Annotated in this window: 22 protein-coding genes and 1 tRNA gene; 6 read left to right on the top strand and 17 right to left on the bottom strand. The window is 49.0% G+C overall.

The features are described from left to right. Positions 1-488: 488 nt before the first annotated feature. The 6 genes from LBQ00_00465 to LBQ00_00440 all read right to left on the bottom strand — a co-directional run bounded on the left by LBQ00_00465 (position 489) and on the right by LBQ00_00440 (position 8,827). Positions 489-2,102, bottom strand: a complete 1,614-nt coding sequence (locus tag LBQ00_00465; GenBank protein MDR2017359.1) for a sigma 54-interacting transcriptional regulator — start codon at positions 2,100-2,102, stop codon at positions 489-491. 376 nt (positions 2,103-2,478) lie between these two features. Then, positions 2,479-3,723: a PAS domain-containing protein gene (locus LBQ00_00460; GenBank protein ID MDR2017358.1), complete on the bottom strand. Its 1,245-nt coding sequence runs from the start codon at positions 3,721-3,723 to the stop codon at positions 2,479-2,481. Positions 3,724-3,856: 133 nt separating this feature from the next. Further along, on the bottom strand, positions 3,857-5,872 hold the full coding sequence (locus LBQ00_00455; protein MDR2017357.1) for a (Fe-S)-binding protein: 2,016 nt from the start codon (positions 5,870-5,872) through the stop codon (positions 3,857-3,859). 11 nt (positions 5,873-5,883) lie between these two features. After that, on the bottom strand, positions 5,884-7,188 hold the full coding sequence (locus LBQ00_00450) for an electron transfer flavoprotein subunit alpha (GenBank protein ID MDR2017356.1): 1,305 nt from the start codon (positions 7,186-7,188) through the stop codon (positions 5,884-5,886). Further along, positions 7,172-7,996, bottom strand: coding sequence for an electron transfer flavoprotein subunit beta/FixA family protein (locus LBQ00_00445; GenBank protein MDR2017355.1), 825 nt, complete (start codon positions 7,994-7,996; stop codon positions 7,172-7,174). Before LBQ00_00445 ends, LBQ00_00450 begins: the two co-directional genes overlap by 17 nt. A 141-nt stretch (positions 7,997-8,137) precedes the next feature. Continuing rightward, a complete protein-coding gene (locus LBQ00_00440; GenBank protein ID MDR2017354.1) occupies positions 8,138-8,827 on the bottom strand; it encodes a hypothetical protein in 690 nt (229 codons plus the stop codon). 497 nt (positions 8,828-9,324) lie between these two features. On the opposite strand from LBQ00_00440, the gene LBQ00_00435 reads away from it, so the two are divergent. The 6 genes from LBQ00_00435 to ybgF all read left to right on the top strand — a co-directional run bounded on the left by LBQ00_00435 (position 9,325) and on the right by ybgF (position 14,330). After that, positions 9,325-10,074, top strand: a complete 750-nt coding sequence (locus LBQ00_00435) for a TonB family protein (protein ID MDR2017353.1) — start codon at positions 9,325-9,327, stop codon at positions 10,072-10,074. An 899-nt stretch (positions 10,075-10,973) separates the two neighbouring features. Then, the gene (locus LBQ00_00430) at positions 10,974-11,264 is read left to right on the top strand and encodes a LysR family transcriptional regulator (protein ID MDR2017352.1); all 291 of its coding nucleotides are present in this window, start codon (positions 10,974-10,976) and stop codon (positions 11,262-11,264) included. Positions 11,265-11,438: 174 nt separating this feature from the next. Then, a complete protein-coding gene (locus LBQ00_00425) occupies positions 11,439-11,633 on the top strand; it encodes a hypothetical protein (GenBank protein ID MDR2017351.1) in 195 nt (64 codons plus the stop codon). Continuing rightward, positions 11,630-12,916 (top strand): hypothetical protein, encoded by a 1,287-nt coding sequence (locus tag LBQ00_00420; protein ID MDR2017350.1) that lies wholly within the window; start codon positions 11,630-11,632, stop codon positions 12,914-12,916. The genes LBQ00_00425 and LBQ00_00420 overlap by 4 nt, the downstream gene beginning before the upstream one ends. 58 nt (positions 12,917-12,974) lie before the next feature. Continuing rightward, positions 12,975-13,556 carry an OmpA family protein gene (locus LBQ00_00415; GenBank protein ID MDR2017349.1) on the top strand — a complete coding sequence of 194 codons (582 nt, stop codon included), beginning with the start codon at positions 12,975-12,977 and terminating at the stop codon, positions 13,554-13,556. Positions 13,557-13,568: 12 nt separating this feature from the next. Next, positions 13,569-14,330 carry a tol-pal system protein YbgF gene (ybgF, locus tag LBQ00_00410; GenBank protein MDR2017348.1) on the top strand — a complete coding sequence of 254 codons (762 nt, stop codon included), beginning with the start codon at positions 13,569-13,571 and terminating at the stop codon, positions 14,328-14,330. Here ybgF and rpoC read toward each other — a convergent pair. The 11 genes from rpoC to LBQ00_00355 all read right to left on the bottom strand — a co-directional run. Further along, a complete protein-coding gene (gene rpoC, locus LBQ00_00405) occupies positions 14,310-18,467 on the bottom strand; it encodes a DNA-directed RNA polymerase subunit beta' (protein ID MDR2017347.1) in 4,158 nt (1,385 codons plus the stop codon). The two genes, ybgF and rpoC, sit on opposite strands and share 21 nt — an antisense overlap. Before the next feature lie 12 nt (positions 18,468-18,479). After that, positions 18,480-22,592: a DNA-directed RNA polymerase subunit beta gene (gene rpoB, locus LBQ00_00400; protein MDR2017346.1), complete on the bottom strand. Its 4,113-nt coding sequence runs from the start codon at positions 22,590-22,592 to the stop codon at positions 18,480-18,482. A 91-nt stretch (positions 22,593-22,683) separates the two neighbouring features. Next, on the bottom strand, positions 22,684-23,073 hold the full coding sequence (rplL, locus tag LBQ00_00395; protein ID MDR2017345.1) for a 50S ribosomal protein L7/L12: 390 nt from the start codon (positions 23,071-23,073) through the stop codon (positions 22,684-22,686). Between the two features lie 12 nt (positions 23,074-23,085). Then, positions 23,086-23,610, bottom strand: coding sequence for a 50S ribosomal protein L10 (gene rplJ, locus LBQ00_00390; GenBank protein ID MDR2017344.1), 525 nt, complete (start codon positions 23,608-23,610; stop codon positions 23,086-23,088). A gap of 127 nt (positions 23,611-23,737) precedes the next feature. Next, positions 23,738-24,442, bottom strand: a complete 705-nt coding sequence (rplA, locus tag LBQ00_00385; GenBank protein ID MDR2017343.1) for a 50S ribosomal protein L1 — start codon at positions 24,440-24,442, stop codon at positions 23,738-23,740. Between the two features lie 115 nt (positions 24,443-24,557). Beyond that, positions 24,558-24,986, bottom strand: coding sequence for a 50S ribosomal protein L11 (gene rplK / locus LBQ00_00380; GenBank protein MDR2017342.1), 429 nt, complete (start codon positions 24,984-24,986; stop codon positions 24,558-24,560). An 11-nt stretch (positions 24,987-24,997) separates the two neighbouring features. After that, positions 24,998-25,546 carry a transcription termination/antitermination protein NusG gene (gene nusG, locus LBQ00_00375; GenBank protein MDR2017341.1) on the bottom strand — a complete coding sequence of 183 codons (549 nt, stop codon included), beginning with the start codon at positions 25,544-25,546 and terminating at the stop codon, positions 24,998-25,000. A gap of 4 nt (positions 25,547-25,550) precedes the next feature. Next, positions 25,551-25,760, bottom strand: a complete 210-nt coding sequence (gene secE / locus LBQ00_00370) for a preprotein translocase subunit SecE (protein MDR2017340.1) — start codon at positions 25,758-25,760, stop codon at positions 25,551-25,553. 17 nt (positions 25,761-25,777) lie between these two features. Then, positions 25,778-25,852: transfer RNA gene (locus tag LBQ00_00365), tRNA-Trp, on the bottom strand. A gap of 1 nt (position 25,853) precedes the next feature. After that, entirely contained in the window at positions 25,854-26,003 is a 150-nt protein-coding gene (rpmG, locus tag LBQ00_00360) for a 50S ribosomal protein L33 (GenBank protein ID MDR2017339.1), read from the bottom strand. 10 nt (positions 26,004-26,013) lie between these two features. Further along, positions 26,014-26,114, bottom strand: a 101-nt coding sequence (locus tag LBQ00_00355; GenBank protein ID MDR2017338.1) for a hypothetical protein, incomplete at its 5' end; no start/stop codon positions are given.

The following is a 26,114-nucleotide window of genomic DNA, read 5'->3' as shown; positions in this document are numbered from 1 at the left end:
AACACAATTTACCGGACGCTCCGGCCGACGAGGGTCCTGTCACTCAAGTCCGTCATGGCGTGGTCCTGCCGTATTCCGGAGGCCAGAGGCCACCAGAAGGCCGCACGACATGTTCATCTTCATTTTAAAAGTGTATCCGTCAAGCGGGATATAAGAGATTTCGCTAGGATGGGTGAAAAGATAGAGGATAAGCGGTGAAGTTCCGGTGTGGCGGTAGCTTATAAGAAAGGCTCAAAGGCTTGAGGCGGACGAGGCATCAATTAAAGGCGGCAGGCAAGAATGCATAGTGCGTCAAATTCTTCTCTCTGCCTGGTTATGCTGCTTTTTTGCATCCTTAATAAGCAAGAGCTTTATAATGTATGTCTTATCCGGGGGTGTGGTCCGTAAATATTTTGTCAGGACCAACTTCTTGCAAAACTGCCCGGCCCTGCAGGGTTTCGAGGAAAGGCGGATTACCCTTGAGACACCTGAAGCCGGGCCCGGGCAGTTTATTCTTTTTCATCATCACCGATGAAGGGCGTCTTTCTTTTTCCAAAATCAATGCCCAACTTTCTGAGTTTACGCCTAAGAGTCCACGGCGGAAGCCCAACGAGTTCGGCTGCCCCTCCAGGGCCTTCTATTTTACCCCGAGACGATTCCAGGGCACGGTAAAAAAGGCTTCTCTCTACGTCTTTGTGAACCAACGGCCTCTCTTGCTCGTCATGATAAGTCCTGGGGGGAAGCGGCGGGGCTGATACGGATCCGAGAACGACATCAAACTGGAGCGGGAGACCGCCGGATAGAATTATAGCCCGCTCCACCGTATTTTCAAGCTCCCTTACATTTCCGGGCCAGTCGTACGACATGAGCGTGTCGACCGCTCCAGGGCTGAGAGTCGGCATCTTGCTAAGCGCCATTTCCTGGGATTTCTTCAAAACAAAATATTTTGCCAGCTCCGGTATATCATTCTTGCGTTCTCGGAGCGGCGGAATAGAAATGGGGAATACCTTCAGCCGAAAGTAAAGATCTTTTCTAAACTCTCCGGTTAAGGTGAGCTTCTCCAAATCTCTGTTTGTAGCCGAGATTATCCGTACATCGGTCTTGATGGTGGTAGTCCCGCCGATACGTTCAATCTCTTTTTCCTGTATCACCCGGAGGAGTCTCACTTGAGCCTGGAGCGTTAACTCGCTGACTTCATCCAAGAAGATCGTTCCCCCGTTGGCCCTTTCGAAGCGTCCGGGCTTCTGCGCCAGCGCCCCCGTAAACGCACCTTTTTCGTGACCAAAGAGCTCGCTGTCCATAAGGCTGTCCGGGATAGCTCCGCAGTTTATCTTCACAAAAGGTCCATCGGCGCGCTGCGAAAGATAATGGATCATATTAGCAATTACTTCTTTGCCTGTCCCTGTCTCCCCATGCAACAGTACGGCGCTGGGTAGGGTGGCTACTTTACGGACCTGCTCCATAACGCTTCTTAAACCAAAGGAAGCTCCCACCACTTGCACACCAGACGTCCGCCTGAGTTCGTCTTGAAGATACTGTTTGTCGCCGGCAAGGCGGTCTTTCAGCCTTTCCAACTCCCTGTATCGCTTGCTGTTGGCAAGGGCGATCGCAGCCGGTTCGTTTAGCATCTTCCAAAGAGCTTTATGCCATTCGTTGTATTTTTCTTTCCCTGCAGCACGGACGGCAAGAGCCCCTATGTATTTACCCTCCAGTATGAGTCTGCCGATCATAATTTCTGAAGGCTCCCAGTTGAGGCGATTCGCCACATGTTGAAAAAAACTGTCACGACGGGAGTCCGCAATCCTGACCCGAGGCAGGCGCTCCGGCTGCTCAATTTCTTCTCTCTGCTTTTGCGACAGATGAATCTTCTCAGAATGGCTGATACCGCCGCCCACTGTGGCGGTCGCAACAAGCTCCAAGGCCCCAAGTTCCGCGTCATAGGAAGTAAGCACGATCTCATCGGCCGGCATGACATTGCGGATATACAGGAGAGACTCACAAAGCGCTTTTTCTATATCCAGGCTTCCGCAAATTTTCATAGTCAGCTCGGTAAAGAACTGACTCAGGCTGATATAATTTTGAAAGCTACTAGAATAGGCTTCGTAGCTCACAGGGTAATCCACGTATCACCTCCAAGGGGACGGATTGTTAATGGTAATATGGCACGTTTTATTGTCTTTTCCAACAAAAATACAATCCATAGGCCTAATTATCTGTCTTCTCCAGATTTAATCTGACGCCTCTCTTCTTTATTGTGCCGTATTCCCGCATCCGATCATCTTTTCCTTGATACAATGGGTCTGTGGCTCCACAAGGAGTCGTCTGCTGTCTGGGACTTTATATAGTCCCCACTACTTCATTTCGCCTGACCCCGTTTAGGCAGTTCAAGCGTTTTGTTTCAATAAAGTCACTATGTGATTTTGTCGATTACGAACCGGAGGATCAATCGGAAATCCGTTGGACTATATTCGACAACTTCTGCTAACTATCTAACAACGCCTACTCAATTCTTTTCTGCTCACTCACTTCCCTTATAATACCCTGATACCTCACGATGGTTCCGTAAGCATCGCGTTGGGCTGTTCCGGCAAGGAGGCAATTCATGAAGGATCCGTCTCTTTTCTTGAGTTTCAGTTCAAAATCCTTCACAAAACCTTTTTCTTCGATTGCCCTTACGCACATCTTTCTTTCATCGGCGTTTGCGTATGTATTGACTACATCCATACCAATAGCTTCCTCTCTCTTATATCCGAAGAGATCCAAAAACGACCCGTTGACATCAGTGAGAAAGCCTTTCTGGTTTGCAATAAATATGGCGTCCTTCAAATCTTCAAAGAGCAGTCTAAATTTCTCTTCACTTTCTTTAAGGGCCTGTTCCGTTTCCTTGCGCCTCGTAATATCAAGCAGTACGCCCAAGACCCCTGTTACCTTGCCCCATTCTCGAATTGGGGTCGTATTGACCTCAACCCAGACAATGTTTCCCGAGGCATCATAATAAGCAAATTCATATGGCGGCACGAAGACTCCTCGCAGGGAGGCCTCGAAATGGCGCCTCACCTTCTCTCTTTCCTCGCGCCGCACGAAATCGAACAGGCTCCTTACCGCGAACCACTCTCTGGGACGTCCCGTTCTTTTGGCGACCACATCATTCACAAAAGTAAACCGCCCTTCGACATCAAACGAAAATACACCGAAATGCATATATTTTAGCATCATTCTGAAATGTGCTTCGCCTTTTTTAAGCGTTTCTTCTTCGGCCTTGCGTTCAGTATCGTCATACAAGCCGACAATCGCATGAGTGATGCCGCCCTGGCCATTGTAATAGGGGTAATATGAAGCATGGTGGTACCTTAGTCCCTGTCCAGGGACATTAATCCAACCTTCTTGGTGAACTTCTTCACCCCTAAAACATCTGTCCAGACATTTTTTTATGACCTTGGCGAAGATTTCCTCTCCCCACACGTCTTCAATGGAATTGTTGACTACATCATGATTGAGTCTTCCCAATACACTGCAGTAGGCATCGCCTACGAATTCATAAGTGTAGTTTCTGTTCACGAGGGTCATGAAATCATCAGGAATAACCGCAGCCACAGTCTCCGAACTGCGGTCAAAACTCTTTTCCGATCCGCGACTTAAGGAGGCGTGGTCGCCAAACTGAGAACGCATTCTTTTCTCTTCCGCCTCATACTTTCCAGATGGTTCCCCGAATAGTTGTTGGCGTACGCCTGCGCTCTCCATCATCTTGGCCGCCTCCTGAAACGGCATCCTCTATCACCGTATGTCTCACACATCTGGCCCTTCCGGCTTAAACTTCCCCAGTAGACCTCTTTACTGGTCCATTTTTTGCTTCCATTTCTCTTGCAACCATTACAGGTCATGTCTTCTTCGTCATGCCTTCGTGAAAAAGTTCTCCGATATCCATTACTCTTATAGTCCCTGTTGGGTCGTCTTCTTTCAGGCCATCCTCAAACATGGTCATACAGAACGGGCAGGACACGGCCACAATCGTGGGTTTTTCCTTCAACGCCTCTCTCGTCCGCTCCCTGTTCACCCTGGTGTCAGGAGTTTCTTCCAGCCACATTCTCCCTCCACCGGCGCCGCAGCAGAATCCGTCTCGTCCGTTATTCTGCATTTCTATAGGCTGCTTGCCGGCCAAACTCTGGATAAGGCGCCGCGGCTCCTCTATTATATTGTTGTAGCGGGCAAGATAGCATGAGTCATGGATAACTATACGCTCATCCTTTAACTCGCCATTAGGCTTGAACGTTCCTTTCTTTGCAACTATGTCTAATATCTCGCTGTGGTGAAAGACATCAAAGTCGGCTCCGTACTCCTGGTAATCGTTTTTGAGGGTATTGTAGCAATGCGGACATGCGGTAACGATCTTGCGAACCCCCATTTTTTTGAGCAGGCTCACATTTTCACGGGCCATTCTGTCGAAGACGTACTCGTTACCCAACCTTCTCATGGTGTCACCGCAACACATCTCTTCGGAGCCGAGGATGCCGAATGATATTCCGGCGTCCCGCATAATTTCCACGAGAGAGGTGGTTATCTTCTTTGCCCGGGAATCATACGCCCCCAGACACCCGGTATACAAAAGGTATTCATGCCCTTCCGCTTGGGAGAAGCGCGGCACAGCCTGATTTTGCGCCCATTTTGCCCTGTCGGACGGGGCAAGGCCCCATGGGTTGGACCTCTGCTCCATATTTTCAAAGAAAGAGATAAGCTCATGAGGAAATTCAACCTTCTCCATAACAAGATGCCTTCTCATCCAGAGAAGCTTCGGGATATGCTCGATAAATACCGGGCACACATCCATACAAGCGCCGCATGTGGTACATGCCCACAGTGCATCGGGAGAGATGCTCGCATCGCCGTCTCCGATGATCGGCACGGCTGCCTCAATAGTCTCTTCGACTCTTCCCAATGTATCGGACGGTCTTGACGCCATCATGTTCGGACCGTTCTCAAAGAGATTCTTCTTGCCATGGAGAACTACTTTCTTGGGGCTCAATGCCTTGCCCACCGCATTGGCGGGACAGACTGACTGACATCTCCCGCACTCTGCGCAGGCCAGAAAATCAAGAAGATCTTTCCAAGAAAATTGGTTTATCTTCGAGACACCGAAGGTGGAGTTTGCCCGGAAGACCATCTTTGGCAGAGAACTGACAAATGATAGGCTCCGGAAAAAACAGTTGGGCAAAGACGCGAGAATGTGGAGATGCTTGCTGAAAGGAATGAAATCCAGAAAGAATAGAAACACGATCGCATGTATCCACCAGAAGACTCGCGATAACAGCCCTAAGCTGTCCTGGTAGATGTTCGCGGAGATAAGAGCCGACAAAACCGAAGAGATCGGCATGTAACTGCGCGACCCTGGATTTATGGCTATCTCCGTCGCATTCATCCCAAAAAAGGCTATCATCAGTAAACCCACAGACGAGAGAATCACGTATGCTTCAGGGGTAGCCTCTATATAGGGAGGTTTAAAAAATGTCCTCCTGGCGATGGCAATTATCACAGCGACCAACACCGCCGCCGACATTACATCAGCAAGGAAATTGAGTGCCATGTAAACTCCGTCCCCGATGAACTCCAAGGAGAACCTCGGAAATATGCCGGTCATGACAAACTCCATGTTTATGAGAAACAAAACCACAAAACCCCAGAAAAGAAAGAAATGGTTGAAACCAAAAGGTCTTTCAATAACACGTTTCTGAAAGAAACCATAGCTGACCATCCCTTTAAATCTCTGCCATAAATGATCAAACCTATTTTCCCATTTTCCAAGAGAGACCAGCGCCAGAAGCGTATAAAGCCTCCTGAAAAATATGACAAGGCAGATTAGCAGAAGCACCGCAAAAATAATTGATTCGAGTGTTGTCATGGAGACCCCTTTTATATTTTCTGACCGGTCTCTCCAGCCTTGTGCTTCAGGCCTTCAAGGAGGCTCGGTATAATCTCAAATACATCGCCCACTATCCCCACATGGGCGACTTCAAATATGGGCGCATTCCTGTCCTTGTTGATGGCAATGATGTGTTCAGCATCTTGCATCCCTACCAGATGCTGAATAGCTCCCGAAATCCCGCACGCGATGTACAGCTTAGGACGCACCGTTTTGCCTGTCTGGCCTACCTGTCTATCGTACGACATCCATCCCGCGTCCACCGCACACCTGGACGCTCCTACCACCCCGCCCAGCATACCGGCGAGATCCTCAAGCAAAGCAAAGTTCTTCTTCTCCAACATGCCTTTTCCGCCGCTCACTATTATATTCGTAGTCCTGATATCCACACCATCTGTTCCAGAATTTATCCGCGCCATTTCGAGAATTTTGGTCGCAATGTCTGCCTCATTCAGGACAATTGATTCTCTGATAAGATCACCCGCCTTCCCTTCCAGAAATGGCGGCACGGGCATGACCATCGGCCTGACCGACGCCATCTGTGGGCGGGCGTACTCCGTGAGAATCGTGGCCATCACGTTGCCTCCGAAAGCGGGACGGGTCTGCTCCAAGAGCCTTCGGTCTTTATCTATGCCAAGGCCCGTACAGTCGGCGGTAAGTCCAGTGTTGAGTACGGTCGAAATAGCCCCGGCCAGGTCCCTTCCCTGCGGTGTAGCCCCTATAAGGACAATCTCCGGACGATACTTGTTGGCTAAATAGACAAAACTATCAAGGTAAGGTTTGGTCCGATAGAGCTTCAGAGTTGGGTTGTCAATCAGGTAAACCTTGTCAGCCCCATATCCGAAAGCCGTCATGACAAAGTGCTCCACTTTGTCACCCAGAATAACAGCCGAGAGATCCACGTCCAAGTCATTAGCCAGCGTCTTTCCTATACCTAACAACTCCCAGGAGACCTGGTTTACTTGTCCGTCCTGAAGCTCGACAAATACCCACACCCCTTTCCAAGACTCGCTTGCGGATACGGCTATCTCCTCGGTCTCGCTCTCTTCTTCGGCAGCTGCAGCCGCTGACTCTTCTCCTTGAATGGGCAATGCCTCAAGACATTCGGCAGGACACATCTTTACGCATTTTTTGCAGCCGGTACACTTTTCCAGATCAATGATCGGCACACCTTTTGCGTCATACTCCACCGCATCTGCTGGGCAGGCGGGCTCACATTTCCCACAGGCAATACACTTGTCCGGAGTAAGACGGATCTGCCATTTTGCCTTTTTCTTGTTACCTTTGATCGACATTAATCACCTTCCATTCGGCAAGTTTCTTCATGATTACGTTGGCCATCCCTTGAGGATTTTCCTCGTTTCCTGTGAAGATCTCACCTTTTCTTGCCTCCGGCGCAAAAATGCGCTTTACGTAGGTCGGAGAGCCCTTTAAACCAATTGTTTCTGGATCCATTCTGAAAAAATAATTATTCCATACGGGAATATCCACATCTTCAGCATAGAGCCGCCGAGGGGTAGAGGGATATCGAGGTGTATTCGCTTCCCTTTCTACAGTGATCAGAGCAGGCCATTTGGTTTCGACAATCTCGTGCCACTCGTCCGTCTTCCTTCTCACAACTATCTTCTTTCCCACGGTGTCCACTGAAATTACCTTATCAACCAGCGTAATCTGCGAAAAACCCAATCTGGTTGCAATCCCAGGACCCACCTGGGCAGTATCCCCGTCTATGGTTTGCCGGCCGCAAAGCACAAGGTCTACCGTGTGCGTTTTGGATAACTCGCTTATCGCATGGGCAAGCACTTTGCTTGTAGCGAGCGTATCGGCGCCTCCAAAAACCCTGTCACTCACGAGAATGCCTTCATCGGCACCCATGGCGATTGCTTTACGTATGACGGCGTCGGCGGTAGGCGGTCCCATAGAGAGAATGGTTACTTTTGCCCCATGTTTATCCTTTATTTTCAGGGCCTCCTCAATCGCAGGGGTGTCAAAAGGATTAGTTATGAACGGGATACCATCCCGCACCAGTGTGTTCGTGACCGGGTCAATCTTGACCTGTGTCGTGTCCGGAACCATTTTAATACATACAATGATATGCAACATGTCAGCGCCTCCTGCTGGATCCAATATGAGACGGCTCTTTTCTCCGCCACTTTTAGGGATGGCGAAGCTGACACCGTTCACTTCTTTATTACATTACTATAATTACTATTACAAAAACCCAAGCACTAAAAACTCGGGCCGTTACACATCTTCTATAAGCACCACCCTAGAATCTGACTCATTGCACGTAAGAAGAGTGATATTAGGATGTCGGCAGGCGTCTATCACATTCTCCGGACCTATCCAACACTCGGTACACTCCGGGTTGAAAGGGAGAGAACAGCTTCCGGTGGTCTGAATCTCGGGTCCGGCCACCCAGGGCTGCCTCACCACCAGATAAACCTTATAACCGTCATCTGCAATATTCCGTGCGGACTCAATCCCCGCCGCATCGCCAGCTACCACCACGGCAGCCGGTATCACCGGCTTGTTGCGCAACAGAAGGTCCTCCATCCTTGTCAGGCGCGCGGCTGTAGCTTTTACCAAGTGCATTCCTGTCTCGGTGCTGAGACCCCAAATATTCACCATGGCAACATAGAATGGGTTCATGCCCGCCCTTCCGGTTGCATCCAATATGGCCATCCGGTAGGTCTGTGGAGAACACGCCACAACAAGTATCCGGTCAAGAAAAAAAACAGGGATGTCCTGGCGGATCATTTGCTGCCCCCCCTCAGCACATATGTACTGCTGCTCTCTTACAAGTGCCACTCCGGGGAGAGTCAAAGCGAACTCGGAGATAGAATGCACATCCGCAACCGGTCCAACATTTGCGCCGCAATTGCAAATGTAAACTCCTATCTTGCATGTCCTTACGTTTCCGCTCTCGCTCATTTGTCTTCCTCATCAGGATACGATCGCCATACGCAATGCTTCACCAGGCAAGTCTCTGGTTTCCTGAAGACCAGTCTCCAAACCATCCCTCGGCATGCCCCGCTTTCAAAACTTCTAACTGTCAGGCTCTTTACGGTATGGCAATTATGATAGGCAAGAATTATGCCTTGGATATAATCATAGTAAAATCAATATGTTACAAGGAGTGACTCTTGCCATCCTGACGAAACTGTCAGAAATTATATACAATTCCGTCAGAATAGTCTACTAATCTGACACATGAGTAAGAATACAACTAAACCTGTCTTTTCAAAACTTCCATGCTCTTTGACAAGCCTCTGTCTTTGCTGTAAATTTGTTAGCGAAGATTATCAAATGAACCTCCCCGCCGCAAGCGGCGGGATATCCCGGGTTAAGACTGACTATTAGGCAAGCGCCCCAAGAGGTGGGGAATTAGACCCGGAGAGATTAAAGTTGATGTTACATTTTAAGGAATCATGACAGTCAAAATAAGAGGCTTCCATTCCGCTTTCACATTGTCTATTGCCCTGCACCTCTGTATGGTGCTGTTTTTTGCGTACGTGTCGGCCAGCCCACTCAGACTTCCGGAAATCATCGTGGCTGACCTTACGCTCATGGAAGGCCCGGAAGAGGTGGGGAAGCACCTGTCCGGTCAAAACGACAAGAGAGAAAGAGGTGGAGATAAGCCAAGACTCGCAGGCAAGACAATTAAGACCGGGTTGGAACAGAAATCATTGGTTGCAGGTCCTGTGCCTTCAGAGACTGCTCAGCCAGAAAGGCGTGTAAAGGTCCTGACCCACCAATCCCCGTCTATACCTGCTTCTGCGGAGGAGACAGGAGACAGGCAGACTGCTGGAGGACGTGAGGAACAGGGTGAAAGCCTCTCCGTGGAGACCGGCGGCGGCTATGGGACAGAAGGGACCGCAGGACAGGGTACGGGCGGAAGACTTGAAGGAGGAAGCAATTATTACTATATCCGAGACATGGTCAGAAGGAACATTGTCTACCCTGAAAAGGCAAGGAGAATGGGCATAGAAGGAAAGGTACTCCTCTCTTTTATCGTTCTTGAGAATGGTGCCACCGGGGAAATCAAGGTGATAAGCGGTTCCGGCCATAGAATCCTTGATCAAAGCGCGAAGGAAGGCGTGGAAAAGACCGTAATCCACAGGAAAGTAGCTCATCACGTGGTGTCGGTCACCCTGCCCATCGTCTACAAACTGCAGTAGCTTGTGTCTGTTTCAGATCTCTGGGGGGGTATGGGTTATCCCGGCGGATCACATTGCGGAGACTTTAGATATCCTCATGTACACTCTCCGGGGAACCAACGTCTAAAAGTTTTCGAACCCTACGGGAAAATATTTTGAATATTCCAATGCTTTTTCATAGGCAGTCTCCAGATTCTTGAGATTTCTCTTAAACAAATCATTGGCCTCCTCCAGCAGATTTTCCCGCAAGCACCGGCCAAGTCATACCCACCAATATTGCCAACGGAGAGGAGTCACTCATTCATGGCAGACCGACCATGCCGGAACCTTGGGAGCCAGAGGGCAATAAGCACATCTCTATTGCTTACCCGGAAGGTCTCAAACATGAGTTTCAAAAAATCAAGGCAATTCTGTTTATTCACCTTGGAATCTTATGTGAGGAAGTGAGAATTTTTGCCAAGATATTCTTTAAGGAGATTGGCCGGGACAAAAGATAAGAAGGACTCCAGTGGCAACGGCGCCTATATCATGAATTCCACACATTACACGAGAATCAGGAAGGGTCCGCTTTCAAGGCTAAGCCTGCCAGCACTCCGGCAACAACGACAATAGTATCTATATTAAAAACATGTTCTTTCTCTTTCGACTATACGCAACAATACATTTTCTGGACTCCCTTCAGTCGCCTCATGATCTTCCCGTATCACCCCTTCTCTGCGGACAAGTTGTCCCGACTGTTTTAAGGGTAAGGGCATATAGGCGCCACCGTACTTCAATTATCGGCAACCGAATAGAATACCCTAAGATCAGCCAACAAGTTTAAATATTTACCCCTCTTTGGTTTCGCTCACTCTCAAGCACCCACATACATATCATTCATTTTACTTGAATTGGTCTGTTTGATATAATATGTTTTAAAAATGGAACTTCATCACTTGGAAACATTCGTGAAGGCGGATGAGTTAAAGAGCTTTACCGAGGCCGATAAGACCACGCATCTTGCCCATCCCATGGTAAGCAAACAGATCATAGACCTTGAGAGATGCTTCCAGGTCAGACTGATCGACCGGACCAAGAGGAGCGTGGCCCTCACAAAAACAGAGGCAATCCTTCTAAAATATGAGTCAGAGTTTCTCTATTCAAGAAAGGAGACATCTATGGCCATTGCCCCCTGCCGTGGCAGGGGGTCAGGAAGAGCGCCGTGCATATAGCAAAAACGATCCCCGGGAAGGATTGAAGGATTCTACTTTCATCTCCAGGGAGGCTGAATCAGCCACAAGAACACCTTTGAGGACGCCCTTTGAGAGGCAAAGATCATTCGCCATCCCGGATTTGAAAACAGTGGCCAAGCTTATGGGAAATAAGGTCATGAAGGGGACGGTTAAATGCAGGATGGAATTGCCTGTATTTCGCGGGCGACGACCGCCAACGATTATGCTTCAGGCGATCTGAAACGCCTCCTTGCAATAGAGGGTTTGACAGGTGCAAAAGTCTTTCTATGCGATTACAAAAAAGGCAAATCATCCTCCACACCAAAGAGGAGCCTCTTTGAATATCCTAGACAAATGGAGAAAGAATGAAAAGTCTTAAATGGGTTCTTGCAATCATAGCATTCGTTTTCACAGCATCTCTGGCGGAAGCGAAGGTCCAAATTGATGTATACGGGAAATCATTCAAGCGCCTTACCATTGCGGTGCCTTCTTTCAAGGGTGAAAGACCGGACAACATAAAGACGGAGATGAATGAGCTTCTTAACAAGGACCTTGAGCTTTCAGGGTTTTTCATTGTGGCGCCTAAATCGTTGCTCGACAAGGAACTGACCGATGAGGGTGTGGACAAAGAAGAGATTAATTTCGGCAACTGGCGGTCCATAGGCGTCGAGCTTCTCTGCAAGGTAAGGCTCGCAAACAAAGAAGACAAGGTCGCCCTGGAAGCATGGGTGTATGACTCTATGGATGGTTCTCTTATGCTTGCGAAACGATATATAGCTGAGCCGATTGACTGGAGAAGGGTGATCCACAGACTCGCTGACGAGATCATCCAAGTGGCTACCGGTGAAAAAGGGATCATGAGCTCGCGAATCCTCTTCGTCTCAGGATCGCGATTCAATAAAGAGCTATACACAGCGGATATCGACGGCGCAAGCCACAGAAAACTGACCTCCTTCAAGAGCATCACTCTTTCCCCGTCCGTCTCTTCTACAGGAAAATATGTGGCTTATACATCTTATAAAGAAGGAAAACCGAATCTGTTCATCATGGATTCGTTGGGAAGCAGGGATATCCGTGCCGACAGAGAAGATGGAATGAAACTTGGCTCCCACTGGCTCAACGCGAATACGCTGGTTTTTTCGTACACATCTGGGAGGTATTCCACCATTTACTCGCTCAATGTTGAAACAGGAGAAAAAAAGATCATTATGAAAAAGGACGGTATCCTGGCATCCCCCTCCGTTTCGCCTGACGGCTCAAAGATGGTTTTTGTCTCCGACATGTACGGCTCGGCCCAGATTTTCATAAGGGATATGAGTATCGGCGAGACAAAGAGACTCACTTACTCGGGAAATTACAATTCTGCACCCTCCTTTTCTCCTAAAGGGGATCGCATAGCATTCGTGTCCAAACTTGACGGCTCGTTCGAGATATGCACCATGAGACCGGACGGCTCGGAACAGATAGTGCTGACCAACGGAAACGGCGCCGTAAATGATTCGCCTTACTTTTCTCCATGTGGCAGATATATAATTTACTCATCCAGGAGCGGGGGCAAGTCTACCATCAATCTGATGCTTTTCAACGGCGAGAATCGACGGGTACTGAAGTTGATCGAAGGGGGCGGGGAGCAGCCAAAATTCATGCCGTAGCCGCAGCGCGGTGCACCCTGATTGAGCAGTCATTTATCACTTTTAAGGAGGTTTTTATATGAAATACTGGTCGGGTTTGGTCATCTTCCTTGTGGTGCTGATGGTCTATGGATGTGGTACCCCTAAGGTCATATCGTCGGGAGAGATTAAGGAGCCTCAACGTCATGAGGTCATCACGGACCATAGCAATCAGGAAGGGGAAGGAGTTATTTCAGAGGAAGAGTTGGCTAGGGCCGAGAAAGACCGACTGCTCGGACAGCGCCGCGGCGCCGGAGTTCATGACCAGGCCGGAGAAAGAGAGCAGAAATCAGCCCTCTTTCAAGACATCCTCTTTGATTATGACAGCTACGCCATCAAAACGGAAGATATCCCAAGGCTTAAAAATATAGGCGCGTGGCTCAACCGCACCAGGAACGTGAAGCTCACAGTGGAAGGTCATTGCGACGAGAGAGGCACCCAAGAGTATAACCTCGTGTTGGGCCAAAAACGCTCCGAAGCAATAAAGGAGTACCTTGTCAAAACAGGAGTCGAGACAAATAAGATCAATGCCGTTTCGTATGGCAAAGAAGTCCCGGTTGATCAGACTCGCACTGAGGAAGCATGGGCCTTGAACAGACGTGTTCATTTTAATGTCAATTAGAAGGAGTAAGATATGAGATTATTCGCGATCACTTGTCTTTCTCTCATCTTAGCAGGGTGCGCATCAGCCCATGAGACGAGCCAGCTTAGGCGGAACATTGCGTCCACCGATCAGGAACTGAATCAGGTCAAGGCTGAGTCGGCCCAGAAAAGCGCCGAGTTATCAAAGGAGGCGGAGAGCATACGGAAGCAGCTGTTCAATTTGAATGCCGCCAACGACGAGCGAGAAGATAAGATGAGGATGATCTTGGGAAAACTGGACGAATTGCAGCACCAGCTTGATACGTATTGGGTGGAAACGAAGAGGGAGATCGTGGCTTTGAAAAAAGGCGGTCCGGCAGGAGCCTCCGCCGCCCCCACTGTTGCCATGCCGAAAGGAACGCCTGAGACCGTGGAAGAGATGAACGAAGCGCCTTACATGGAAGCCTTCGAGATGTTTCAGAAGGGTAGTTACGACGATTCGGCTCAGAAATTCCTGAGCTTCGTGGAGACCTATCCGAAGTCGCCACTCGTAGCTAACGCCTACTTCTGGCTCGGGGAATCGTACATGGTGCTCATGGATTACGACAAGGCAATACTCTACTTTCAGGAACTGTTCGACAAATATCCAAAGAACGCCATGACCCCCAAGGCGCTCCTTTCCCAGGCCGACGCGTTCGCTGCCACAAAAGATAAAAAGAGTTCTATGACCGTCTTGAAGAAGGTCATAGAACTCTTTTCGAAAACAGAAGAAGCTGCTATCGCGGAGCGGAAGCTACGAAGCCTGAATCTCTAAAGATTCTCCTTCTTTCGCTTCCTCCGGTTTTTCAAAGGACGTCATCTCGTAACTTCTGTACTTTGAGTAGCCCGTGCCCGCCGGAATGATTCTTCCCATAATAACATTCTCTTTAAGACCGCGCAGGTAGTCAACCCGTCCCTCAATGGATGCCTGCGTCAGCACCTTTGTAGTATCCTGGAAACTCGCTGCGGATATAAAACTATCGGTAATGAGCGACGCTTTCGTGATGCCAAGGAATAAAGGCTCGGCCTCGGCCCGCCGTCCTCCCTGCTCCATGACTCGCCTGTTTTCTTCCTCGAATACCCACCACTCGACCGGCTCGTCGATAATAAAATTGGTATCGCCTACATCTTTTATTCGCACCCTCTTCAGCATCTGCCGAACGATGACCTCAATGTGCTTGTCGTTAATCTTCACGCCCTGAAGCTGGTACACCTCTTGAATCTCATCAACCAGGTACCGCTGGAGAGCTTTAATGCCGTTAATTCGCAAAACATCGTGCGGATTGACCGGCCCGTCCATGAGGGGTTCGCCTGCTTTCACATAATCGCCCTCGTGGACAATGATGTGTTTTCCTCTCGGAATGCTGTATTTTCTTGCATCCCCCCTCTCGGGCTTCACAAATATCTCTCTCTTGCCTTTGGTCATCTTACCGAACTCGACAAAACCGTTCACTTCGCTGACCATGGCATTTTCCTTCGGTCTTCGTGCTTCGAAAAGTTCCGCAACCCTTGGGAGACCACCAGTGATGTCTTTTGTCTTCGTGGTCTCGCGAGGCATTTTCGATATGACGTCACCGGCAAAAATTATGTCTCCTTCGCTGACCACTATGTGTGCACCCACAGGCAGCATATACCGTGCGGGGCTGTTGCTGGACGAGACGACCTTTGTTTTGCCCTTGTCGTCCTTTATGGATATGCGCGGCCTGAGGTCAGCATCTTTCGGTTCAATGATGACCTTGTACGAAAGGCCCGTAAGCTCGTCCTTGCTCTCCTGCATGGTTACGCCTTCCGAGATATCGCCAAACTTTATCTTACCCGATTCCTCAGAGAGAATGGGGATTGTATAGGGGTCCCATTCCGCCAAAATCTGTCCTTCCCTCACAAAGTCACCGTCATTCGCCTTGAGTCTGGCACCGTATATGACCGGATATCGCTCCCTTTCCCTTCCTGCTTCGTCGAGGATGGCTACCTCACCGTTCCTGTTCATAACCACCGTGACATTATCTCTGTTCACGACGGCTTTCACGTTTATCAGCTTGAGATGTCCCTCATTTCGCGCCTCAAGAGTGGATTGCTCCACGCGCCGTGATGCCGCGCCTCCAATATGGAATGTCCTCATGGTGAGCTGTGTTCCCGGCTCGCCGATGGACTGGGCCGCCACTATCCCCACTGCTTCGCCGATGCTGACGAGCCGCCCCCTGGAGAGATCTCTCCCATAACATAGGACACATACCCCTCTCTTGGACCGACATGTGAGAGAGGATCGGATCTTTATCTTCTCGTACCCGGCGTCCTCAATGGCTTTCAGGTGGACTTCTCGTATCTCTTCATTCTTCGCGACTATGACCTCTCCGTCGGGATCCTTGAGATCTTCAAGCACCACCCGGCCCAAGATCCTCGTGCCGAGATGTTCTATTACTTCGCCTCCCTCAATGAGGGAACTCACTTCAATTCCATCAAAGGTGCCACAGTCCGTCTCAGATACGACCACATCCTGCGCGGCGTCCACAAGTCTCCTCGTCAGATATCCCGAGTTGGCCGTCTTGAGAGCCGTGTCGGCAAGACCTTTCCTGGCGCCATGGGTTGATATAAAATACTGGAGGACATCAAGGCCTTCTCTGAAGTTGCTTGTGATCGGAGTCTCAATGATCTCACCGGAAGGTTTGGCCATGAGTCCCCTCATACCTGCAAGCTGTCTGATCTGCTGGGCACTTCCTCTTGCGCCCGAGTGGGCCATCATGAATATGGGGTTCAAGCTATTCTGGTATTCCGTTTTGCCCTCGAAATTCTTTACCTTCTCGGATCCGAGTTCCTTCATGAGCTCGTCGGCGATCCTCTCCGTCACATCCGCCCATATATCGATTACTTTGTTGTATCGTTCACCGTCCGTTATAAGACCTTCGGAATGCTGCCTTTGCACATCAATGACCTCTTTATTGGCCTGGTCTATGAGGTCCTTCTTCTTTGTTGGGATCTTCATATCGTCGACGCTAATGGAGATGCCCCCTAAGGTGGCGTAGTAATACCCAAGATCTTTAAGCCTGTCGGAGAGGATGACGGTCACCTTCTCCCCGCCCTCACGGTAGCACTTATCCACGAGCCCTGCGATAGTCTTTTTATCCATCACCTGATTCATAAGGGGCCACATGTCCTTCATGATACCGGAGCGCTGATCCGGTTCAAGTTCCATGAAGGCGTTCTCAACGACATCCCGAAGCATTACCCTGCCTGTGGTGGTATCGAGAATCTCACCATCTATTCTTACTTTTATCTTCGCATGGAGATCCACCTCTCCTGCATCATAGGCAATGATCACTTCCTCTGGGTCTGCAAATATTTTGCCCTCGCCCTTTACGTATTTCCGATCAATGGTCAGATAATAGAGGCCGAGGACGATGTCCTGGGTAGGTACGATGATAGGCTTTCCGCTTGCCGGGGAAAGGATATTATTCGTCGACATCATGAGAACTCTCGCTTCAGTCTGGGCCTCAATGGAAAGCGGCACGTGGACTGCCATCTGATCGCCATCAAAATCCGCGTTGTAGGCTGGACATACGAGAGGGTGGAGTTGTATCGCCTTTCCGTCGATCAATTGGGGCTCAAAGGCCTGAATGCCGAGGCGGTGAAGCGTCGGGGCTCTGTTCAGGAGCACGGGGTGTTCCTTTATCACTTCTTCAAGCACGTCCCATACCTCCGGTCTCTCCTTCTCCACGATCTTTTTCGCGTTCTTTATCGTGGTGGCGAACCCTTTCTGAATAAGGCCGTTGTAAACGAAGGGTTTGAATAACTCAAGGGCCATATATTTGGGAAGGCCACACTGATGGAGCCGAAGCTCCGGCCCTACCACGATGACGGACCTGCCGGAGTAGTCCACCCTTTTTCCGAGGAGATTCTGGCGGAATCTACCCTGTTTTCCTCTTAGCATATCGCTTAAGGATTTAAGCGGCCTCTTGCTCGCACCGGTCACGACTCTGCCCCTCTTCGAGTTGTCGAAGAGGGCATCCACGGCTTCCTGGAGCATACGTTTTTCGTTTCTGATGATAATCTCCGGCGCATTGAGTTCCATGAGCCTCTTCAGCCGATTATTCCTGTTTATGACCCTTCTGTAAAGATCATTCAAATCCGAAGTCGCAAACCTTCCGCCGTCGAGTGGCACGAGAGGTCTCAGTTCCGGGGGCAACACAGGAATGATATCAAGTATCATCCATTCCGGCCTCACTCCTGAAACCCTGAAGGCATCGACTACCTTCAGTCTCCTAGCAAGCTTCTTCTTCTTTGCATCGCTCGCCGTATCCCTCATCTCCTCCCGGAGCTTCGTCGTAAGGTCATCTATCTCAATCTTCTTGAGGCACTCTCTCATCGCCTCGGCTCCGATGCCTCCCACAAAGGAAACACCGTACTTTTCCCTTCCTTCCAGATACTTCTCCTCACTTATCAGCTCACAAAATTCATAGGGAGAATCGCCCGGCTCAATGACGATGTACTGTTCGAAATAGAGTACCCTCTCCACTTCTTTGATGGTCAGTTCAAGGAGCGTCCCGATTTTGCTCGGCATGCTTTTTAAAAACCAGATATGGGCTACGGGACAGGCTAGCCGTATGTGGCCCATCCTTTCTCTTCTCACTTTCGATTGGATTACTTCCACACCGCACTTCTCGCAGATTATACCCCGGTGCTTCATCCGTTTGTATTTTCCACAAACGCACTCATAGTCTTTTACAGGCCCAAAAATCTTGGCGCAGAAAAGTCCATCCCGCTCGGGCTTAAAGGTACGGTAGTTTATCGTTTCCGGCTTTTTTACCTCTCCGCATGACCACTTTTCTATCAGTTCCGGAGATGCGAGCGATATCTTAATAGCTGCATAACTTAACGGGTCTTTTTGTTTGTCAAATACCTTAAAATAGTCGTCCAATGTTATGCCCTCCTATTCCTCTTTCATGAGGTCCACATTTATACATAAGCTTTGCAGTTCCTTTACCAGAACATTGAACGATTCCGGCAAACTCGGCTCCAGCACATCCTCTCCCTTTACGATCGCCTCATACGCCCTTATTCTCCCGTTCACATCATCTGATTTGATGGTGAGGAACTCCTGCAGCGAATACGCGGCTCCGTACCCTTCTAAGGCCCACACTTCCATCTCCCCGAGTCTCTGGCCGCCAAACTGAGCCTTCCCTCCGAGAGGCTGCTGGGTTACGAGGGAGTACGGTCCGATGGACCGGGCATGGATCTTGTCATCGACGAGGTGGTGCAGTTTCAGGAAATACATAAAACCCACGGTAATCTGATGGTGAAAAGGCACACCGGTACGTCCGTCGTAGAGTGTGGTCTGCCTGCTGTCGGGCATCCCGGCAACCCTGAAAAGCTCGTGAATTTCCTCTTCCTTGGCGCCGTCAAATACTGGCACAGCTATGTGTACGCCGTTTCTCATCTGCTCGCCAAGATTAATTATGTCCTCGTCGGACAGTTTTTCAACAAAGCCTATCAACTCATTATTGTCGAATATTTTATGGAGGTATCCTTTTATCACGTCCGGGGAGCATGTGCACTTGTAGTAATTGTCGATCATTTCCCCGACCCGCTTGCCCAATTCCTTGGCGGCCCACCCGAGATGGGATTCAAGGATCTGCCCCGCATTCATACGGGACGGCACACCAAGAGGATTAAGTACAATGTCGATAGGGGTTCCATCTTCCATGAACGGCATATCTTCCTCAGGAAGAATCACGGAGACGATTCCCTTGTTACCGTGGCGGCCCGATATCTTGTCGCCCACGGCGATCTTTCTCTTCATGGCCACATACACTTTGATCGTCTTAATCACGCCAGGGGGAAGTTCATCACCCTTCTTGATCTTGTTTATTTTATCCTCGTAATAAAGCCTTATGACCTCTATCTGGTTGCCCTTGCTGTCCATAATTTTGGAGACCTTCGCTGATATCTCGTCGTTCCCGAAATCTATCTCCGAGAACCTGTCAAGACGGACACTGTCGATCTTCTCTCTTGTAAACGGCTCGCCTTTCCTGATAAAGGCCTTACCTTTCTCATCCTTGATGTCCTTGGAAGCGGTCTCGCTCAAGAGAAGGTTTCTTATTTTGTCCCTGGCGCCCTCAAGGATGATCTTTATCTGGTCTTCCTGGTCTTTCAATATGTTGGATATCTCTTTGTCTTCAATATCTTTACTTCTGTCATCTTTGTCTATGCCTCTCCGGGACAATACTTTTACATCCGTCACGATGCCTTCTATTCCATGTGGTACCCGTAGTGACGTATCCTTCACGTCTCCTGCCTTTTCGCCGAAGATCGCGCGAAGCAGCTTCTCTTCCGGCGTAAGTTGGGTCTCGCCTTTCGGGGTCACCTTTCCTACCAGAATGTCCCCTGGTTTTACGGTAGCGCCTATCATTACAATACCGCTCTCGTCGAGGTCTTTGAGTGTCTCTTCACCTACGTTTGGAATATCTCTCGTCACCTCTTCCTTGCCGAGCTTTGTATCTCGGAGCACGCACTCTAACTCTTCAATATGGATGGAGGTCAACACATCTTCTTTTACAAGGCGCTCGTTTATGAGTACTGAATCCTCGTAATTGTATCCTCTCCAAGGCATGAAAGCCACCATCACATTCTTGCCAAGGGCGAGCTCCCCTCTCTCTGTTGACGGCCCGTCCGCGAGGACATCGCCTTTCTTTACGTAATCGCCTTCTTTGACAATAACCCTCTGATTGATGCAGGTATCCTGGTTCGACCTTCTGAATTTCAGAAGATTGTGTACGTCTATTTTGGTAATAGGATCGTCGTTCTCACCCTTCTCCTCATACTTGAGGATTATCCTGTTGGCGTCAACGCTCTTGATCACTCCGGTGTGTTTAGCCGCGATGGTCACCCTGGAATCCCTTCCAACAATCTTCTCCATGCCCGTACCGACATAGGGGGCCTCCGTAATCACCAGAGGTACCGCCTGTCGCTGCATGTTTGAGCCCATGAGGGCGCGGTTTGCATCATCATGTTCCAAGAAGGGGATCAACGCCGCCGAAGCACTGACAAGTTGTTTAGGGGAGACATCCATGAAGTCGACTTGCTCGGGCGTAATAAGGTAGAATCCTCCGCCCTTCTGGGCGGAGACAAGATCTGCAAGAAAGTTACCTTCCCTGTCCACAGGTGCGTTCGCCTGGGCGATAAAATACTGCTCTTCCTCAAGGGCACTGAGATATTTTATGTTATCTGTAACCTTTCCGCTCACCACTTCCCTGTAAGGTGCCTCTATGAATCCAAATTCGTTGACCTTGGCGTAAGTAGAAAGAGATGCGATCAAGCCAATGTTCGGGCCTTCAGGAGTCTCAATCGGGCATATCCTGCCGTAGTGGGTGGGGTGAACATCTCTCACCTCGAAACCTGCCCTTTCCCTCGTGAGACCACCGGGCCCTAAGGCGGAGAGTCTCCTCTTGTGGGTTATCTCGCTCAGCGGATTGGTCTGGTCCATGAACTGGGAAAGCTGGCTGCTAGCGAAGAAATCCTTCACGGCCGTGGCCACGGGTTTTGGATTAACAAGGTCGTGGGGCATGAGGGTTTCCATCTCGGGAAACGTAAGCCTCTCCTTAATTGCTCTCTCCATCCGCACGAGGCCCATTCTGAACTGGTTTTCGAGAAGCTCGCCCACCGTCCTCACGCGCCTGTTTCCCAAATTGTCAATGTCATCTCCGGGACCTCTTGCGTCTTTCAGCTTAATAAGCTGCTTTACCACTTCAATAATATCATCCTTCCTGAGTACCGAGACATCAAGAGGGATATCAAGACCGAGCCTATGGTTGATTTTGAGCCTTCCGACTCTGGATAGATCATACCTCTCAGGGCTGAAAAACATGTTCTGAATGAGGGCTTCTGCGAACTCTATGGTCGGTGGGTCTCCCGGCCTAAGTTTCCTGTATATCTCAAGGAGCGATTCCTCTTTCGTCGAGGTCTTGTCCGTAAGAAGTGTATTGCGAAGCGACGAGCTTACGGTGAGATTATCAATGAAGAGTACATCGAAATTAGTCACACCCTTGCTTATCACCTTGGCCAGGTCTTCCTTCGTGATCTCCCTGTTAATGGGAATGAGGATCTCTTTGGTATGGGGATCCATAACCGTGTCCGCCGTGATCCTGCCCACCACGTCATCTTCTTCCACTTGGATCTCGGTGATATGGGCGTGCTCCATTTTTTTGAGTACCGTTTTGGTGATTTTCTTGTGCTTTTTTACCAGAACTTCCTTCGTGGCCGTATTCACGATATCGGAAGGCGCTTTCTGGCCGACGAGGAGCGCCGGAAGTGTCTCTTTAAAAAGCTTGTTATCCTTTATGTGTACAATTTCTTTGTCGTAGAAGTAATCAAGTACCTCTTTTTCCGAATACCCTAAAGATTTTAGGAGCAGTGTGGCGGGTATCTTCTTTTTTTTATCTATTCTCACATACACGAACTCTTTGGAATCAAATTCAAAATCAAGCCAGGAGCCCCGGTATGGGATTATCCGTGCCGTATATGAAACAGTCCCGCTTAAGGGCACTTTCGACTGATCGGTATCAAAATAGACGCCTGGAGACCTGTGAAGCTGACTTACAATAACCCTTTCAGTGCCGTTGATGATAAATGTACCCCTTTCAGTCATAAGGGGGATCTCTCCGAAATATACATCTTGCTCTTTGATCGCCCTGATGTCTCTGGTCTTTTCAGGGTCCACATTCCACACCACAAGCCGTATCGTCACCTTCATTGGCGCGGCAAAGTTGAGTCCTCTTACGAGGCACTCTTCTTCCGTGTTTTTCGGTTCACCTATCTCATACTTCACAAATTCAAGGGAAGTGGTGTCGTGGGAATCTTTCATGGGAAATACACTGTTGAATACCGCCTGCAACCCCACATTGTCCCGTCTGTCGAAGGGGATATCTGTCTGGAGAAACTTCTCGTAGGAATCAAGCTGGATTTCTATCAGGTTGGGGATATCAAGTATTCCCTTTATCTTCCCGTAATTTTTTCTAAAGATCCTATTGTTAAAGGTTTCCCTCATAATTTTTGTTCACCTCTTAACGGATCAGCGTATAACAGCCATAATGACCGTTATACGCTGCATCTCGATTGTCTGTCACAACTGATACCCTCTACTCTACTTTTATCTGGCCGCTTACCTCTTCAAGCATCTTCTTGATATTGGCTGCTTCGTCCTTTGAAACGGCTTCTTTTACTGGTTTGGGCACGCCCTCGACCAAGTCCTTTGCTTCCTTGAGACCCAAGCTTGTGATCTGCCTTACGACCTTGATCACCTGGATCTTCTTATCTGCATCATACCCTGTCAGGATCACGTTAAACTCTGTCTGTTCTTCTGCCGGTGTGGCTGCGGCGGCGGCTACCGACGCTCCTGCTGCAGCGGCCATCACGGGCATTGCTGCAGATACCCCAAACTTCTCCTCCAACGCCTTTATGAAATCGGAAAGTTCAAGAACCGTCATGTTCTCGATAAACTGTATTACCTCTTCTTTTGTAGCGCCCATTCATCTCCTCCTTTACGCTGCTTCTTCTTTTTTGGTTTTTATCGCATTCAACGTCCACATAAGCTTATTAAGATTGCCTGACAGCACATAAACGAGCCGTTGCGGCATACCCTGCAACAGTCCCATTAGTTGGCCAATAAGCGCCTCTCTTGACGGCAGCGTCGCGAGCTTCAGGATCTCTTCGACGCTTATCGCCCTGTCTCCAAGGTAACCCGCCTTGAGCTTCAAATTCGGCATCTCTTTCGACAACCCTGCGATCACTTTTGCGGTGCTCGTGGGGTCCTTATTGATGCAGATAATCGCGTTGGGACCGGCAAACCGATCCTTCAGGGCTTCGGCCTTAGTACCTTCCGACGCGATCCTCAGAAGGCTGTTCTTGACCACGCTGAACTCGGCATCCACGCCCCTCAGTTCTCGCCTAAGCTTGGTCAACTGAGCGACGTTCATACCGCTGTACTCCGTGAGGAACATGTAGTTCAACTCTTTAAGCTTAGCGCCGAGTTCTTCAACTACTTGCTCTTTTTTTTGTCTTTCCAATGGTTTTCATCCCTCCTTTCTAATATAATATGTATGGAAAGTCAGGGAGACGGCAATGTGTGTAAAGTCTCAGTAGGCCGTAATCGTTTAACTGACATATGAGCACCTACTTTCTCTGACCTTTTCCCTATCTCGTCAGACTCCGCGCATAAGCAGGGTCGACTTTTATTCCGGGACTCATTGTAGTGGAGACGGCAATGCCTTTTATATAGGTTCCTTTGCTGGAAGGAGGCTTGAGCCTAATAACGGCGTCAATAAGTGAATTTACGTTCTCTAGCAGTTTTTCTTTCCCGAAACTTACTTTTCCCACAGGAATGTGAAGATTGCCGGCCTTGTCAACTCTGAACTCTACTCTGCCTGCCTTCATTTCCTTCACGGTTTTGCCTATCTCAAAGGTAACCGTGCCCACCTTCGGGTTCGGCATAAGCCCACGCGGACCAAGGATCTTGCCGAGCTTACTCACCTGGCCCATCATATCGGGCGTAGCGATAGTTTTGTCAAAATCAGTCCAACCTTTTTGAATTTTGTCGATCAGATCTTCGGCACCGATAAAATCCGCACCGGCTTCTTCGGCTTCCTTTTCTTTTTGTCCTTTAGCGAAAACAAGGACCCGCACTTTCTTGCCCAAACCGTTGGGCAGGACCACGCTTCCTCTTACCATCTGGTCGGCGTGTCGCGGATCAACTCCCAAACGCAGCGCCAACTCCACCGTCTCATCAAATTTTGCATAGCAGATTCCAGGCAGTAGGTCCATGGCCTCATCCATCATGTACCTCTTCTCCCTGTCTACTTTCTGTTTGGCCTCCGCATACTTCTTAGCTTCCTTTGCCATTAATTACTCCTTTTTCTTAGCGGTCATCGGTCAGCGAATCAAGCGGAAAACCGTACCAGAGGCACGGCTTCTTTTTGCTACATGCTGATAGCCATCTCAACGATAGCTGATTTTTTTATCCTTCCACTACTTCAAGCCCCATACTCCTCGCAGAGCCTTCAATAATCTTAACGGCTCCCTCCATATCCTTCGCATTGAGATCCTGCATCTTCAACTGGGCAATCTCTCTTACCTGTGATTTCGTGATACTGCCCGCCACTTCTTTTTTTGGATTGCTCGCGCCTTTCGCCAGTTTTGCCTCTCTTTTAATAAGAAACGTCGCGGGAGGCGTCTTGGTCACAAAGGTGAAGGTTCTGTCGGAAAAAATGGTAATGTGAGCCGGGATAACCGTACCTTCCTGGCTTTTCGTCTTTTCATTAAAAGCCTTGCAGAATTCCATTATATTAACACCGTGCTGGCCAAGGGCCGGCCCAACAGGCGGTGAAGGGGTTGCCTGACCTGCTTGCAACTGCAATTTCACCATAGCAACAACTTTTTTCGCCATCTCAAACTCCTTTACGTTTTTTCAATCTGTATAAAATCCAGTTCTACCGGCGTGGTCCTGCCGAAGATGTTGAGGAGTACTTTTACTTTTCCTTTCTCGGGCTTTATCTCTTCCACCGTGCCGGTGAAATTCATAAAGGGCCCTTCCGTCACCTTGATGGTGTCACCTTTTTCGAAGCGTATCTTCGGCCTGATCTTTCCTTTGCCTTCCTGGATTGCATAGATAATATCCTTCACTTCTTTATCAGGTAAAGGAGGGGGATTCATCTTATCGTATCCTACGAAACCGGTTACCTTTGGAGTGCTCCGGACCAGATACCAGGTATCGTTGTTCATTAGCATGTTCACAATGATATAACCGGGAAAAACCGTCCTCTGGGATTTCTTGATATTACCTTTCACCCTCTCCATAATTACTTCGGATGGAACAATTATTTCTCCGAAATAATCATCCATGTTGGCCGTCTTGATAACATCTTCCAAGGCCTCTTTCACTTTCTGTTCATAGCCAGAATAGGTGTGGACAACGTACCATTTCTTTTCTGCTGCTTCCACAGTCATATTTTTATCCACGCAGTAATGGTTGTATCAACTTTGTAATGCTCACATCGACTATTCCCAAGAATGTTGCGGCAATCACGGTGGTGATAAGGACCACATAAGTGCCTTTCAGGGCATCTTTTCTTGACGGCCAGGTTACTTTCTTTGCCTCCGCATATACTTCTCTGAAGTAATCCTTGACTTTATCAGTATTTTCTTTAAACTTGAAATCCATGATGTCTCCGTAATTTACAGGCCAGGAGGGATTCGAACCCCCAACACCCGGATTTGGAGTCCGGTGCTCTAGTCCGTTAGAGCTACTGGCCTTTTATTTTGTCTCCCTATGAGCGGTATGTTTTTTACACGTATTACAGTATTTCTTGAGTTCCAGCCTGTCCGGTGTCTTCTGCTTGTTCTTTGTGGTTGTATAGTTCCTGTTCTTGCAATCAATACATGCAAGGATCACTAATTGCCTCATCTTCTACCCCTTATTCTATAATCTCGGTTACAACACCTGCTCCCACGGTCTTTCCACCTTCCCTGATAGCGAAACGGAGTTCCTTCTCAAGGGCGATGGGGGTGACGAGTT

The organism is Syntrophobacterales bacterium (assembly GCA_031274925.1).
In the GTDB taxonomy this organism is placed as follows: domain Bacteria; phylum Desulfobacterota; class Syntrophorhabdia; order Syntrophorhabdales; family Syntrophorhabdaceae; genus PNOM01.
This window is presented reverse-complemented; position numbering and strand designations above follow the sequence as displayed.

Coding starts and splice junctions, on each gene's coding strand:
- LBQ00_00425 (MDR2017351.1), top strand. CDS start 11,439: ATGCAGGATGGAATTGCCTGTATTTCGCGGGCGACGACCGCCAACGAT.
- rplK (MDR2017342.1), bottom strand. CDS start 24,986: ATGGCGAAAAAAGTTGTTGCTATGGTGAAATTGCAGTTGCAAGCAGGT.
- LBQ00_00420 (MDR2017350.1), top strand. CDS start 11,630: ATGAAAAGTCTTAAATGGGTTCTTGCAATCATAGCATTCGTTTTCACA.
- LBQ00_00435 (MDR2017353.1), top strand. CDS start 9,325: ATGACAGTCAAAATAAGAGGCTTCCATTCCGCTTTCACATTGTCTATT.
- LBQ00_00445 (MDR2017355.1), bottom strand. CDS start 7,996: ATGTTGCATATCATTGTATGTATTAAAATGGTTCCGGACACGACACAG.
- rpmG (MDR2017339.1), bottom strand. CDS start 26,003: ATGAGGCAATTAGTGATCCTTGCATGTATTGATTGCAAGAACAGGAAC.
- LBQ00_00430 (MDR2017352.1), top strand. CDS start 10,974: ATGGAACTTCATCACTTGGAAACATTCGTGAAGGCGGATGAGTTAAAG.
- LBQ00_00440 (MDR2017354.1), bottom strand. CDS start 8,827: ATGAGCGAGAGCGGAAACGTAAGGACATGCAAGATAGGAGTTTACATT.
- rplL (MDR2017345.1), bottom strand. CDS start 23,073: ATGGGCGCTACAAAAGAAGAGGTAATACAGTTTATCGAGAACATGACG.
- LBQ00_00455 (MDR2017357.1), bottom strand. CDS start 5,872: ATGACAACACTCGAATCAATTATTTTTGCGGTGCTTCTGCTAATCTGC.
- ybgF (MDR2017348.1), top strand. CDS start 13,569: ATGAGATTATTCGCGATCACTTGTCTTTCTCTCATCTTAGCAGGGTGC.
- LBQ00_00415 (MDR2017349.1), top strand. CDS start 12,975: ATGAAATACTGGTCGGGTTTGGTCATCTTCCTTGTGGTGCTGATGGTC.
- LBQ00_00460 (MDR2017358.1), bottom strand. CDS start 3,723: ATGATGGAGAGCGCAGGCGTACGCCAACAACTATTCGGGGAACCATCT.
- rpoB (MDR2017346.1), bottom strand. CDS start 22,592: ATGAGGGAAACCTTTAACAATAGGATCTTTAGAAAAAATTACGGGAAG.
- nusG (MDR2017341.1), bottom strand. CDS start 25,546: ATGACTGTGGAAGCAGCAGAAAAGAAATGGTACGTTGTCCACACCTAT.
- rplA (MDR2017343.1), bottom strand. CDS start 24,442: ATGGCAAAGGAAGCTAAGAAGTATGCGGAGGCCAAACAGAAAGTAGAC.
- LBQ00_00450 (MDR2017356.1), bottom strand. CDS start 7,188: ATGTCGATCAAAGGTAACAAGAAAAAGGCAAAATGGCAGATCCGTCTT.
- secE (MDR2017340.1), bottom strand. CDS start 25,760: ATGGATTTCAAGTTTAAAGAAAATACTGATAAAGTCAAGGATTACTTC.